We start from the raw sequence: 15,094 nt of genomic DNA on the forward strand, positions 1-15,094 counted from the left end.
AGTGTAATCATTAGAGGAGCGTATAAAAATGAGAAATAAAATTATTGTAGGAAACTGAAAAATGTTTAAAACAAATTCACAAGCAATCAAATTTATTAAAGCTGTAGATTTGAAAGTTAAAGTAGATAAAAATATCATTGCAGGTATAGCTGTGCCTTCAATTATGCTAAGCGATGTACAAAAAGTTGCTAAGAATATAGCAATTGCAGCACAAAATTGTTACTTTGAAAAAGAAGGAGCATTTACTGGTGAAATATCAGTTCCAATGTTGCAGGATTTAGGTATTAAATATGCAGTTATTGGTCACTCAGAAAGAAGAGATCTTTTTGGTGAAACTGATGAGATGATAAATAATAAAGCAAAAAGCTTATTAGCAGCAAATATAACTGCCATTTTATGTTGTGGAGAAAGTTTAAAAACATATGAAAGTGGTAAAACAATTGAATGAGTTAAAAATCAAATTACTAAGGGATTTTCAGGAATATCAGCACAAGATGCTAAAAAAGTAGTTATTGCTTATGAACCAATTTGAGCAATTGGAACTGGAAAAGTTGCAACTCCGCAAATAGCTCAAAATGTTTGCAAGGAAATAAGAGATATTATAAAGGGACTTTATAATCAAGAAGTTGCAGATGAAATTTTAATTCAATATGGTGGAAGTGTTAAACCAGAAAATATTAAAGAAATTTTAGAACAAGAAGATATAGATGGAGCACTAGTTGGTGGTGCATCATTAATTGAAGATTCTTATCTAGGATTAGTAAATTACAAAGGTTAATTTATAAATATGAGTTATAAAATTTTAGCTTTAGATATGGATGGTACCACTTTTAAATCTTTAGATGATATTGTAATGGAAAATGTTGAACCAATTAATCAAGCCATTGAAAAAAATATAAAAGTTGTTTTTGTAACTGGAAGACCAATTCACACAAAATTAAATAGATTAGAGTTATTTAATTTTAAAAATGATGGAGCTATTTTTGCTGCCTTTAATGGAGCATTAATTTATGATTTAAAAGAGAATAAAGCGATAGATGCAAATCCAATTGATAAAAAAACAGCTCTTAAAGCTTTTGAAATTTTAAAAACTGACAAAGATTTTAACGAAATAGAACTTTGAGCTTATACTGTAAATGATAAATTGAGCTATATTAATATGCCAATTGAAAAAGGAAAAGTTTTAAAACATGAAACTCATTTTTTTGACTATGAACCTGTAGTTTATAATTCAAGTATGGAAATGTTAGATTGTCATAAAATCTTGACAATGAATACTAATAAAAAGTATGTTGAAAAATTAAGAGAAATTGGTTTAGAGGTTTCTTGAACAGAGGGTTCATTAGCAGGAGAAGTTACTAAAAAAGGAATTAATAAAAAATATGCATTAGAATTTTTATCTAAAAAGTTTTCTATTAAAAAAGAAGAAATCTTGGCAATGGGTGATGGTGCAAATGATGTTCCAATGTTTAAATTTGCAGGATTATCAATAGCTCCTGCAAATGCACATGATGAAATTAAGGCAAAGGCAACTGAAGTATCTCAATATACAAATTTAGAAGGTGCTGTGGCCAAAGCAATAAAAAAATATATACTAGGAGAGTAAAAATGAAAACAAAAAAACCAGTAGTATTGGCAATATTAGATGGATGAGGAATTGCAGAACAACAAGAAGGTAATGCTGTTTTTCAAGCAAACATGGAGTTTGTAGAAAGTCTTAAAAAGCAATATCCGTGAGCAAGTTCTCATGCAAGTGGTGAATGAGTTGGACTTCCAGAAGGACAAATGGGGAATTCTGAAGTTGGTCATATTCACTTAGGAGCGGGAAGAATTAAGTATGAATCATTAACGCTAATTAATAAAGCAATTAGTGATAATAAATTTGAGTCAAATGATGAAATTCAAAAGGCAATTAAAAACTCATTAGATAAAAATAGTGCTTTTCATATAATGGGGTTATTTTCTGATGGTGGAGTTCATTCACATATGAATCATATGTTTGCAACTTTTAAAGCTGCTGCAAAGGCAGGAGTTAAAGAAATTTATATTCATTTATTTACAGATGGAAGAGATACAAAACCAACTGTTGCTTTAAATTACTTAGAACAATTAAATGCTTTATTTAAAGAATATAAAGTTGGACAAGTAGGTTCAATTTCAGGAAGATTCTTTTCAATGGATAGAGATAAAAGAATGGAAAGAGTTGCAGAGGGGTATAAATCATTAGTGGATAGAAATTGTGAAAACTCATTTACAGATCCTGTAAAATATATTCAATCTCAATATGATTTAGGAAAAGATGATGAAGGTATCTTTCCAGCTTATAATAAAACTTGTGAAAATGGTTTTATAAAAAAAAGTGATACAGTAGTTTTTATAAACTTTAGACCAGATAGAGCAATTCAAATGGCAAGTACATTTACAAATAAAAATTATGAAGCGTGAAGTGATTCAAACTTTAAAAATTTAACTTTCTTAGGTGATCAAATATATTTCTTATGTATGATGGAATATTCAGATTCAGTTAAATCAAATCATATTGCTTTTAAATCAATTGAGGTAATCAATGGTTTAGGTGAATGATTAAGTAAAAAGGGTTATAAACAATTAAGAATTGCTGAAACTGAAAAAATAGCTCATGTCACTTTCTTTTTTGATGGAGGAAAAGATTATTTTAAAAATGGTTTAGCAACACAAGAGGAAATAAAACTTAAAGGTGCTTCAATAGATTTAATTGCTTCACCTAAAGTTGCAACTTATGATTTAAAACCAGAAATGTCTGCTGTTGAAATTACTGATAGATTAGTTGAAAGAATAGAGTCACAAGAATTTGACTTAATTGTTTTAAACTATGCTAACTGTGATATGGTTGGACACACAGGTGATTTACAAGCAGCAATTAAAGGTGTAAAAACTTTAGATAAACAATTAGAAAGAGTTTATCAAGCGTGTGAAAAAAGTGGCTCTACAATGATTATTACAGCTGATCATGGTAATGCTGAAATTATGATTGATAAAGAAGGTGGACCTAACAAAAAACATACAAGTCAGCCAGTACCAATTATAATAACAGACAGGTCAATTAAAATTAGGAAAAAAGATGCCGCAATTGCTGATGTAGCAACAACAATATGTGAAATTCTGGGTGTAGAAACTCCAAAAGAAATGACCCAACCTTCATTAATTGAAAAATAAAAAAAATAGAAAACCTTATACAAACCGCATAAGGTTTTCTATTTTTCTTTTTAAAAGATTATATACTGAATCAATGGTTGTACTATAATCTATTATTCGCTTACATTTGGGTTATCTTGTATTGCTCAATCATACATTTTTTTTAAATGGTCTTTTGTTTTTTTGTTTGAGTCTTTATCATTAAAGAAATTTTTTGCACTTTCTTCAAATTCATTTTTATTTCTTGCTGAAAATCTTACTTTTAACCCTTTGTCTGTTACAAACTCATTTGAATATTCTTCATCAAATTGAAATACCTTATAAGAATATATTCTTAATCAAAATCTATAAATAGTATCCTTTTGTAGATTGATTGAATTAAACCTAAAATTGATTTTTTCAAGTTCTTGCTCTTCTTCAGTCATATTTTCATAGTCAATTTTTATTTTATATTCATTTCATTCTTTTTCCAAATTAATTTTAAAATCTTCAGATTTATCTGTTGCCATTTTTGCACTTTATTCAATTTCTTCAATACTTTTAGGTTGCTCAGTTGGTATAAAGTAGTCTTCATCATCTATAGTAGTTTTGCAACTAATTATATTTAAACTTGGTATAACTGTTAATGAAATTGAAGATAAAGTTAATAATAATTTTTTCATAATTCACCTCTTTTTAAATTTTAGAATAAAATCTTTGTTTTGTAAAAAAAGGGAGTTTTAATTTTAAAAATTTATAAATTAAAAATACTCTAAGTTAAAAAGTTACAGAGCATTTTTTTAGCATATAGTATCAAATTTAAAATATCTTTTTGCTCTAATTTTTGATTTTACTCCTAATATTTTCAGATATTTATAATCTAATTTATTTGAAAAATTAATATTAAAAAAAACTTCAAAATTATATTGACTCTAGCATAACCATAGATGTGATTATAATAACTAAATATCTCTATAATATAATTTGCTAAATCTGATCAAACTTATAATTAAATTAGGACCTATCTTTTTTTAATTATCTCTAATAAGATGATTGTGTTACCTTGTTGAAAAAATGTAATATATAAAAATTCAACTCCTTATTGTTCATATCTTAATGCTTATTTTCTTACAACAAAATATTGGACATTATATTTTTTCCCAATAGCTATTAACTTCGTTGATTTATTGTACAATCATTTATAACTTTTATTTATTTTTTAAATATAAAATATTTGATATATTTCTTATAAAATCTTTGATAAAAAAATCCTCTTATGTATAGGCTATATTAGAATTTTTTTATTCTAACTCTAGACATAGAGGATTATATTCATATAATTGTATAGGCGTTTTTTTATTGTACTTACTATTTTGTTTGATTTCTAATAACTTACATTTGGGTTATCTTGGATTGCTCAATCATACATTTTTTTTAGATGGTCTTTTGTTTTTTTGTTTGAGTATTTATCATTTAAAAAAACATCTCCTGAAAGTCATATAAAATCCTCTTTACTTACTGCTGAAAAAATAATTTTTGTTCCATTATCAATTTCAAGTTCCTCTGAATAGTTTTCATTAAATTGGAATACCTTATAAGCATATACTAATTTTCAAAATCTAAAAATGCTATCTTTTTGTGTGTTAATAGAGTTAAGATTATAATTCATTCACTCTTTCTCTTGTTCTTCCTCTGTCATGTTTTCATAGTCAATTTTTATTTTATATTCACTTCATTCTTTTTCAAAATTAGTCTTGAAATTGTCAGACTTACTTACTGCAGTTTTTACACTCTTTTCAATTTCTTCAATACTTTTAGGTTGTTCAGTTGGTATAAAGTAGTCTTCATCATCTTTAGTAGTGTTACAACTAATTATATTTAAACTGGGCATAACTGTTAATGATATAGAAGATAATGTTAATAATAGTTTTTTCATAATTCACCTCTTTTTAAATTTTACAATAAAATCCTTATTTTACAATAAAAGGGAGTTTTAATTTTTAAAATTTATAAATTAAAATACTCTAAGTTAAAAAGTTACAGAGTATTTTTAAACATATAATATTAATTATAAAATATCTTTTTGCTCTAATTTTGATTTTAGTCCTCATAGATTTAGATATTTATAAACTAATTTATTTGAAAAATTAATATTAAAAAACTCTTCAAAATTATATTGACTTAGCATAACCATGGATGGGATTATAATAATTAAATATCTCTATAATATAATTTGCTAAATATAATCAAACATATAATTAAATTAGGAATTACTTTTTTTAATTATCTTTAATAGGATGATTGTGTTGCTTTCTTTAAAAAATCATCTTTAAAAGTTCAATTCCTTATTGTTCATATCTTAATGCTTATTTTCTGCAACAGAATATTAGACATTATATTTTTTCCAATTGCTATTAATTTTGTTGATTCATTTTGTAATTATTTATATCTTTTATTTATTTTTTAAATATAAGATATTTGATATATTCCTATAAAATTTTTCATAAAAAAATCCTCTTATGTATAGACTATATTAGAACTTTTTTATCCTAACTCTATACATAGAGGATTATATTCATGTAATTGTACAACTATTTTTTTTATTGTACTTACTATTTTATTTCATTTTTAATCATATAAATTTTTAATAGATTATATACTAGAATCTATTATTCACTTACATTTGGGTTATCTTGTATTGCTCAATTATACATTTTATTAAAATGTTCTTTTGTTTGTTTGTTTGAGTATTTATTATTAAAGAAAATTTTTGATGCTTCTTCAAATTCATTTTTATTTCTTGCTGATAATCTTACTGTTCTCCCTTTATCTGTTTTAAACTCATTTGAATATTCTTCATTAAATTGAAATACCTTATAAGAATATATTAATAATCAAAATCTATAAATATTATCCTTTTGTAGATCATTTGAATTAAAACTAAAATTGGTTCTTTCAATTTCTTGCTCTTCTTCAGTCATATTTTCAAAGTCAATTTTTATTTTATATTCACTTCACTCTTTTTCTAAATTAATTTTAAAATCTTCAGACTTATCTGTTGCTATTTTTGCACTTTCTTCAATTTCTTCAATGTTTTTTGGTTGCTCAGTTGGTATAAAGTAGTCTTCATCATCATTTTTAGTTTGACAGCTAATAATATTTAAACTGGGAATAACTGTTAATGAAATTGAAGATAAAGTTAATAATAATTTTTTCATAATTCACCTCTTTTTAAATTTTACAATAAAATCTTTGTTTTGTAAAAAATATTATATTTTCTTTATTCTTTTCATGAGTAATAAGTAATATAGAAAAAAATAACCAAGTTTATCGGAAGTTTAAGGCTGGTTTTTTTAAAGAAAAAAATTAAAACAAAAAAAGTAAAGCATTAAAAATAGAGGTTGCAAAAAGTTTAATCAAGGTCACACATCAAAAAATTAGTAGTAGAATATAATTTAACTTCTGGAGTACAATTAGTTTATTTATAAATCAGAAAATACTCAAATTTAAACTATAATAATACTAACTTTTGTAAGGAACTTAGTATAATGGCAAATAAATTGAAAAAGATTTTAAAGATAAAAGTATGAAAAATTATGAAAAAGAAATAGCTAGATTAAAGGAGTCAAATGAATTAGTACTACTTTTAAATGCAAGATATAAAATTTTGAAAAAGTCCATTCCTTCTTGGCATTGGAAATAATCATCAACATGATGAAAATGAGCAAGAACGATTTAATTCAGATAAAAAAGACAAAAATTTATAAGCATTATTTTTGTATAATATGAAATTTGAAGCTTTATATGGAATGGGAACTAATAAATTAATTTCTTTTAAGTATTTAAACAAGATTATTCAAAATTTAAAAGAAGATTTGTTCTGATATCACCAATAAAAATTATTATTACCTATTTTTTCATTTTTTTAAAGAAAAGTTTTAAAAAATGTTACTTTTTATATTGAACAATACCTCAAAGCTTTTAAAGGTTTTGTTTCAGGGGCTAATATGATTAGTAAATGAATTCTGGAAACTTACAATCTAAATATTTCAATTAGAGAAATAAGAAAATTTGAATGGAGAATATATTTAAAATGCCTACTTTTCAAAGAAATAAGAGAACTAACATAGGCATCAATAAAAACAATAATTACATTAGAAAAGATTTAGTTATGAATAATTTTAAAAAGGAAAATGTTATTGGAGTTGATGGAAGCCATATGAAAATAAGAATCAAAGGAGTATTAGAAAATCAAGTTGTCATTTTTGGATACAACTGATCTAATAATAATATGGTCTCTTATTTCTTTGATAGAACAGAAAATAGTAATAATGCTTTTAAGGTTTTTAATAAAATTAAAAATTATGTTAAGAACCTCTCAATATCTAAATTTTTAATACAAACAGATAGAGGCACAGCATTTGCAAATAAAATGATATTTAGTTTCATTAATGAGAATAGTAATTTTTTAACTCATTCTATGTCTGAAGCGGGTTTTAAACATAATGCTCCAACCGAATCACTTAATGGATGAGTGAAAAATAAATTTTATAAACAATATAGTAATGAATTCACTTCAATGGAAGATTTTCATAATAAGTTCGCAAATTTTGTGGAAATGTGAAATTTAAATCATGATTTTAAATATAATATAAATAGAAAAAACAGCTTGCAAATATTGCAAACTCAGGCTATCGCATTCTTGTTATTTACATATATAGTCGGTTATTATCTACAAAAAATATTGTATTTTCTTTTTTTTTAAATATTATAATTTTGAAAGGAAAATTAAAAAAATGAAAAATAAAGAAAATAGTATAAAAAAGTTTGTTGATAGATTGTTTTCTAAGTCAAAAGAGGCTAAAATAAAAAAAATATTATTAACAAGCTCAATAATTGGTTTATTTTCATCTATATCATTGGGCATATCATTACCTTTGATTTTAAAAAATAATTTGGAACAACCAATTTACTTTAAGTTTGATAATAACTATTTTAATTCAAAAGAAGAGATATATGATTATTCAAAATTAAATTCTTTTAATAATAACTACTCTTTTGAAAGTAATATATACATATTTGATGATGAAATTTTTAATACTAAAGATGAGTTAGACTTGTATATTAAAAATAAGTTTCACTTAAATGATACTACAACTAAGAGAAACCCAAATGATTATCTAATTAATAATTCAGGAGAGTTATCTGGATTAGTTAAAACTAGTAATAATGAGAAAACTCAAAGAATTTATAAAGGAAATAATGATTTAACGTATTCTTCAAAAGAAGATGCACAAGAAACTTATATCAATGATTTTAAATTAAATTATGAAATTGATGGACAACAATATGATAATATTTTTAGTGCAAGAGAGCACTATTTAAATGTTAAATTAAAAAATTTAGAAGAAAATGAATCAAAAACTATTTGTTATGAACAAGGTGGAATGTGTCAAACAGAAGAACAAATTAACTTTTGATTAAGAAATAATATTTCAAAAGGATTTGAATATCAAGGAAAAGACTTTTCAAACTTAAATTACATTGAATTTTTAGATGCAATGAGAGATTTAGATGGGGAAATAATTGATAAAAATATTCAACCCGTATTAAATGCAGATAAATCATCTTATTGAGTTACACAAAATAGTAGAAGTAGTCTTAGTTATTTTGTAGGTCCAAAATATTTTGAGAGTAAAGAAAATATTTCGTCTGTAGCAGAATTTAAGCCAATTAAATCTTATGACATTAATGCATTAATGTTACCCATAACAGGATGAGTTTTTGCGGGAATTACGACTATTGTATTAGATTCTTTAATAAAAGAACCGATTGAAAGTGACTATGAAATGTTAAAATATTTAAAAAATACGTTTAATAGTTTAAACTTAGATAGTAAATTATTAGATTCTTTTGAGCTTGACTTCTATGGTTCAATTTCTGAAAATCTAAGGGAGGATCTATCTTATGGTCTGAATGAGGTAAAAGATAATGATTTTAGTGACTTTTATAGGTTATTAGTATCTTTTAAAAGATTTCTAGATTTATCAAAAGTATATGAACTTAGAGTAAAAACAAAAGATCTTGAAAAAATTATAAAAGAAATTATTGTAGAGATTTTAAATTCTCAAAAAGAATTTATGAATAATTTCATTGATGTTAATGATGATGAAGACGGTGCAAATATATTGTTGGATGAAAGTATTTCATTCGATGATATTTATAGTTTATTTTTAAATACTTCAAATTTCTTTAATGATGGTGGATCTAAGAAACTCTTATGAGATATATCAGAGAAAATTTTTAGAGGAATTGATACTGCTATGGATACAATGGGAAATTTTACTGGAGCAATTAAGCAAGCAAAAGATGGTGTAAAGGATTTACAAAAAAGCCAAAATAAAAGTGATCAAAATTTTCAACAAAGCACAAAAAGAAATACAGATATGATAACTAATGCTTTAGTTGATAATAATGATGAATTTACTAAGGCCATGGGACTAAATCTTTCGGAATCTAGATTTAGATTTTCTCCATTAGCTCTTGCTCAGTTAGTTTCTGCTGCTTGAAATTTAGGTCAAATGTTTAGTTTCGTAAGTTTAAAAACATATGAAGCAAAATTAGATAGTAATCAGTCCCTGTTTTATTTTGAACCAACATTTAAAATACCTTTATTAAATATATCTTTTGGTAAAGTAAAAGATCAAAATATTCATACTTTGAATGATGCACCTTTAAAATATTTTTCTCCTTCAAGAGATGGAAAAGAAATTAAAGAACTATATGAATTTAATGGTCAATATTATAAAGATAAGAATAAAGCTATTGAAGATTTAAAATACTCAATTTATAAAAAACCAGAAAATTATCTTGAAACAAAACAACTTTTAACTTCAGTTATTAGTAAAGATAATAATTATATCTTGAATCTTCCAAGTATATGTCAAGGAAATTCTTCTTCAAATGGATGTATATCAAGTTATGATTATGAAAAAAGATTGGCAGAAGAAAAAGAAAAATATATTAGAAGTTTATTTGATAAATATTATAAGGAAAATGGAAAAGAATATTATTTGGATGGCTTTGGTGGTGGATATGAATCAAAACAAATGGCTATTCAGGAATTAGAACGAAAAGCAGATGATTTTTCTAATTATAAGGAAGTTTATAGTTATGAAATGAATAATAATAAAGTTATAAAGGAATCAAAAAAAGAAATACAAGATTTCATTAGAAATAATCAAGTTATTGAATCTAAATCAATTATGAATACAGATTTAATTGAAAGTAGTTACTATTATGATTTAAAAGAAAATGATGGTTATGATTTTAGTATTTATGAAATGAATTTTTATGGTCAAAAAAAATACTTTAGATCATATTTAGAAGCTTTAAACTATTTAGATAAAAAAGTAAACTATGAAGTTTATACATCAAACAGAGAAGAAAAAACTTATACATTTAAGGGAATTGAATTTTTAAATGAGAAAAGTTTAGAACAATGAGTTGATAAACAAATAGAAATTGTTTATGAAAAAAATGATTTAATGGAAAGGGGTAAAAAACAAAATGCTAAAATACATTTTAACAGCTTGCGCTATAACTAATTTTTCAGCAGCTTCAGTTGCTGGTATTACAAATTTTGAAAATAACACATCAAACAAGGAAGAGCTAGTAAATTTCTTAAGAAAAGATATTGAAGAAAATAAAGTCTATTTAGGAAATCAAATTTATAGTGAATATGATAACAAAATTTTTACAAGTCAAGAATCTTTAAATGAATATATTTTATCTAATTCTATAGTGGAAAGTGAATTTACCTCGTCTAATCCTAGTAAAATAATTAAAGATTATGAACATATGACTTTAGATGAAAATAAAATTTATGATATAGACATGGATAAATTTGCTCCAGTTTATAGAGATGCCTTTGGAAATATTGCAAAAACAAGTGATGCTGCTTTAGAAACTTATACTCATGGTGGCCTTGTAAGGCAAAAATATAGCTATGATCAAGAAGAATGATTTGACTCTCCAGAAGAAGCAAAAATAAATCAAAAAAATAATATGAAAATTAATAAATCTCTTTACTATCAATATAATAATAAATATTATAATGCCTTTAATATAAAAGATATTAATAATCTTTTGAAAAACTTTGAAGAAGGTTATTTTGTAAATAAAACTACTAATTTAGAAGGACAAAGTTTATTACAACCAATTGTTGAATATGGAAATAAGGAAATACTTTATAAAAAAATGAAAAGAGAGCTTAAGGAAAATTTCTTGGATAGTTATTATTATAATATTTCTAAAATGGAATATGTTAACTCACTTCAGTTTACAATTAAAGAAAAAAATGAGATAAGAATATCTTTTGAAGGTGAAAAACAAAACATTTATTATAAAGGGCAACAACCATCAATAATTTTTGCAGATAAATATAATTCTAAAACTCAAATGATTCAAGATTTTAAAGATGCTTCAAAATGATCAAAAGACAGTGAAGGATCTTTAGGCGTTGGAAGAGAGTATTGATATAGAAACTTTAGATTAAAAAAACCAAATGATAATAAAATATATAATGCAACTATTAAATTAGTTCCTAAATGAAGCTATGGGGGTGGCTTTAATAAGCCCAGTTTTGATAATTATAATTATGAAGATAAAACAATCTCTAAAATAAACACTTATTATGATTCAAGTAAAGGTCAGTTAATTGAATCATTAGGTAATTTAAATCAAAGATACTCAATTCATGAATCTACTAGAGAGGATAAAACTTTTATGTATGATGCTTGATTCGAAGAATATTTTCAAAAAAATTTAACAAATTTTAGAGGAAATGATAATAAATATGTAGATTATGCTGATATTTTAAATGAGAATTATATAAAAAATATTGATGGCAGTGTCTATAAGGATTTAATGTATGATATAAATTATGCTAAAGGAACAAGTTTCTCATTAATTCAAAGTTATTATGATTGATTAATTGTGAAAAATGATATATTAAAAAAGCCAGTAATAGTGGATGGAGAAAATAAATATCAATTAAAACCTGAATTTTATGCAACAAGAGAACAATTAGATAATTTTCTACAATTACAAGGAAAATTTAATACTGTTTTAAAATATTCATATGGTTCAACACCAGATTTATCTAGTCCAGATGGTAAATTACTTGCAGATAGTTATGAAGAAGCCAGAGAAAAGCAATTTTTACAAAGTAACCTGAGTCTTAAAAAAAGATATATTGCTTATGATGTTTTTGGTCAATCAATAGAGAGTGGAAATTCAGAAGAAGAAGCAATTAGGGCATTAAAAAGTACAATCTCATTACAGTCAAAAATGACACATAAAAAAGAGATAGAGTCATGAAATAATGTTAAAAAGTCTTATGATTCAATTATTTCCGATGGAAGGTATTTAGTTTATAAATTAAAAGATATAAAAACTAATAGTTACATTTATTATGCTTCTCAGGAAATGGCTTTAAAAGCAGCTCTTTCAAATGCTAGAGTCAATGGTGATGTAAATAAAACATCAATTGATAAATATATGTATACTTATAGTGATTCTTTAACTGGAGAAGAAATTAGTGTAATTTTTTATAACAATGATATTAATTCAGCTATTGATAAAATCTTACTTAAAATTGATACTAAAAAGCGAGTTTTGAATTAATTTTAAATTTTTATCTAAAAAAGTTTGTTATTTATTGAGTAACAAACTTTTTTTATTTTCTGTAACTCTTTCAAAGATAATAGGAATAAGAATTATTAAAGATAAAAAATAAATATGTATTAAAAAGAAACCTGAAAAAGCTGATGAGACGAATTCAATATTTTTATTTTCATATATTTTAAGCAATTTTAATATTGTAACTATTGTCATTATGAGATTAGTTCCCAATGAGAATAAGTATAAGAGAATATATGCTATATAATATAATTCATTGTCTTTTTCACTGAAGTTATAATTTGAAAATATTGTTAACTTATAAATTGAAGTTGAGATAAAAATTAAACCCAGAAAAATTTTTGAATAAGCAATTATTTTTTCTTGTTGAGATAAAATAATTATCTCTTTATTTTTAGTTACTTTTTTTTCTTTTAAAAAAGTATTATTAATTCATATTAATAAATATTGACACAAAGTAATTAAAAGTAAACAACCTATAGAACCAATTACAATAAGTTCTAATCCATTAAGAACAAATGGGTTAAAGAAAAAATAGGGGGTTGACAGAACACTAACAGATAAATCTAAAACTCATTCATGGTTTTCCTGAATCCAAATAATTTCACTATTTGGAGTTTGCATAATAAAATGCTCAGTACCTAAATTATTCATTATCAGCATTCTAATTAAAACAAAAAATAAATAAAACATTGGATATATTCAACCTATTAATAAATTTTTTTTATATCAACTTTTTATATCAACTTGTTCTCTTTTTACTATAAAAAAATAGTAACCCATAGCAATTAAATATGTTACAAGATGTGTAGTAACTGTAATAAATCATTTAATAAAAGTATTATATTGATTAGATCATAGTACTAATGGATATTCTTTTGAACCTGATAAAGCAGACCAAAAGAGCACCATTGTTAAAGTAAAATAACTTAAAAAATTAATTCAGGCAACTTTTCCTGGTTTTCATAAACCCCATTTTCCATTTAAAGCAACAAATAAAAAGAATATAAAAAACATTCAGTTTGTTTGCGTAGTTCAAAAAGCCATATCTGCAAAAATCTTATTTCATCATGCGAAAATATGATATCTAGGTGCAGGATCAATCTGAGCCATAGTTGCAGAGAGCATTAAAAAAGCAAAAAAATAAATAAAAAAGATATATCATGCTATTATTTTCATTCTGTTTTTCATTTTATTCTCTACCTCTAATTAAATTATTATTGAACATTAAATTTTTATTTTTTATCAACCATTATTTACAACTTTTCTATTTTTTAAAGTTTTTTCAATATGTATAACTGCTTGCATAGATTCATAAACTCCAGAAACTAAGTTTCTAACTTTTGTAGGATAAATGCAACAATCACCAGCTGCATAAATTCCAACTACATTAGTTTGCATAGTATAATCTACTTCAAATCTATTTAAATTATTTATATTTAATTTTAAATTTTCAAATTTTTGCTTCTCAATTGTTTGTCCAAATTGAACAATAATTGAGTCAAATTCTAGATCTAACTCCTCATTTGTATTAATATTGCTTATTTTTATTTTCTTTGCAATATCTTTATTATGCTCTAAAATTTTAACAAAATTATATGGTGTTAAAAATACAACATTATTTTTTTGTGCCTCTTCAATACTTGCTGGTTTTGCTCTAAATTCTTCTCTTCTGTGAATTATAGTAACTGATTTAGCAATATTATTGCTAAGTTCATTTGCTCAATCAAGTGATGAGTCACCTCCACCAAAAATTAATACATTATGGTCTTTAAAAGCACTCATATTTGTAATTGAATAAAATATATTATCATAATCTTTTTTAACCAGTGGTATTGGTTTAGATAAGCCCATTCCATCTGTAAAAAGAATTCTTTTATATTTTTTCTTTTTTTTATTAGAAAATTTAACTTCAAATCAATTATCATGGCCAATTTCTTCTGGTTTTATTATATTTATTTCTAAAACATAGGTATTATAAATTGCCATAATTTCATTATCTTCTTTTTTAATTGCTTCATACATTTGATCCATAGCTTCTTGCGCTTGAATTTTTGGAATTGCTGGAAAATTATAAATATATTTTTCTGGATAATAGGTACTAACTTGACCACCATATGTGTCTTTTGATTCAATTATATCTCCAGTTAATTTTAATTCGGCTGCCATTTTTCAAGCATATAGTCCCGCAGAACCACAGCCAATTATTAAAATATCTTTAACCATAATTACCTCCAAA

12 protein-coding genes are annotated in these 15,094 nt (G+C 24.2%); 6 read left to right on the top strand and 6 right to left on the bottom strand.

Annotated elements, in window-relative coordinates; genetic code table 4:
• Positions 1–28: 28 nt before the first annotated feature.
• Genes tpiA through gpmI form a run of 3 tightly spaced genes read left to right on the top strand, consistent with a single transcriptional unit; the run spans position 29 to position 3,195 of the window.
• Entirely contained in the window at positions 29–778 is a 750-nt protein-coding gene (gene tpiA, locus AACL15_RS00885; protein ID WP_339034422.1) for a triose-phosphate isomerase, read from the top strand.
• 9 nt (positions 779–787) lie between these two features.
• Complete coding sequence (locus AACL15_RS00890; RefSeq protein ID WP_339034424.1) at positions 788–1,606, top strand: HAD family hydrolase; 819 nt, start codon at positions 788–790, stop codon at positions 1,604–1,606.
• A gap of 2 nt (positions 1,607–1,608) precedes the next feature.
• The gene (gene gpmI / locus AACL15_RS00895; RefSeq protein WP_339034426.1) at positions 1,609–3,195 is read left to right on the top strand and encodes a 2,3-bisphosphoglycerate-independent phosphoglycerate mutase; all 1,587 of its coding nucleotides are present in this window, start codon (positions 1,609–1,611) and stop codon (positions 3,193–3,195) included.
• Positions 3,196–3,287: 92 nt separating this feature from the next.
• Here the strand turns inward: gpmI and AACL15_RS00900 are convergent, their stop codons facing one another.
• The 4 genes from AACL15_RS00900 to AACL15_RS00915 all read right to left on the bottom strand — a co-directional run bounded on the left by AACL15_RS00900 (position 3,288) and on the right by AACL15_RS00915 (position 6,371).
• Positions 3,288–3,683, bottom strand: a complete 396-nt coding sequence (locus tag AACL15_RS00900) for a hypothetical protein (RefSeq protein WP_339034428.1) — start codon at positions 3,681–3,683, stop codon at positions 3,288–3,290.
• A gap of 9 nt (positions 3,684–3,692) precedes the next feature.
• Positions 3,693–3,836 (bottom strand): hypothetical protein, encoded by a 144-nt coding sequence (locus tag AACL15_RS00905; RefSeq protein ID WP_339034430.1) that lies wholly within the window; start codon positions 3,834–3,836, stop codon positions 3,693–3,695.
• A 701-nt stretch (positions 3,837–4,537) separates the two neighbouring features.
• On the bottom strand, positions 4,538–5,089 hold the full coding sequence (locus tag AACL15_RS00910) for a hypothetical protein (RefSeq protein WP_339034432.1): 552 nt from the start codon (positions 5,087–5,089) through the stop codon (positions 4,538–4,540).
• A 733-nt stretch (positions 5,090–5,822) separates the two neighbouring features.
• Positions 5,823–6,371, bottom strand: coding sequence for a hypothetical protein (locus tag AACL15_RS00915; RefSeq protein WP_339034433.1), 549 nt, complete (start codon positions 6,369–6,371; stop codon positions 5,823–5,825).
• A gap of 857 nt (positions 6,372–7,228) precedes the next feature.
• Between AACL15_RS00915 and AACL15_RS00920 the strand changes: the two genes are divergently transcribed.
• Genes AACL15_RS00920 through AACL15_RS00930 form a run of 3 tightly spaced genes read left to right on the top strand, consistent with a single transcriptional unit; the run spans position 7,229 to position 12,840 of the window.
• Positions 7,229–7,918 (top strand): hypothetical protein, encoded by a 690-nt coding sequence (locus tag AACL15_RS00920; RefSeq protein WP_339034435.1) that lies wholly within the window; start codon positions 7,229–7,231, stop codon positions 7,916–7,918.
• Between the two features lie 31 nt (positions 7,919–7,949).
• On the top strand, positions 7,950–10,760 hold the full coding sequence (locus AACL15_RS00925) for a hypothetical protein (protein WP_339034437.1): 2,811 nt from the start codon (positions 7,950–7,952) through the stop codon (positions 10,758–10,760).
• The gene (locus tag AACL15_RS00930; RefSeq protein ID WP_339034439.1) at positions 10,723–12,840 is read left to right on the top strand and encodes a hypothetical protein; all 2,118 of its coding nucleotides are present in this window, start codon (positions 10,723–10,725) and stop codon (positions 12,838–12,840) included. Before AACL15_RS00925 ends, AACL15_RS00930 begins: the two co-directional genes overlap by 38 nt.
• Before the next feature lie 27 nt (positions 12,841–12,867).
• On the opposite strand, the gene AACL15_RS00935 is transcribed toward AACL15_RS00930, so the two are convergent.
• Positions 12,868–14,046 (bottom strand): hypothetical protein, encoded by a 1,179-nt coding sequence (locus AACL15_RS00935; RefSeq protein WP_339034441.1) that lies wholly within the window; start codon positions 14,044–14,046, stop codon positions 12,868–12,870.
• A gap of 51 nt (positions 14,047–14,097) precedes the next feature.
• The gene (locus AACL15_RS00940; RefSeq protein ID WP_339034443.1) at positions 14,098–15,081 is read right to left on the bottom strand and encodes an NAD(P)/FAD-dependent oxidoreductase; all 984 of its coding nucleotides are present in this window, start codon (positions 15,079–15,081) and stop codon (positions 14,098–14,100) included.
• Positions 15,082–15,094: the final 13 nt, after the last annotated feature.

The organism is Spiroplasma endosymbiont of Cantharis rufa (genome assembly GCF_964019665.1).
Lineage (GTDB): Bacteria > Bacillota_I > Bacilli_A > Mycoplasmatales > Mycoplasmataceae > Spiroplasma_A.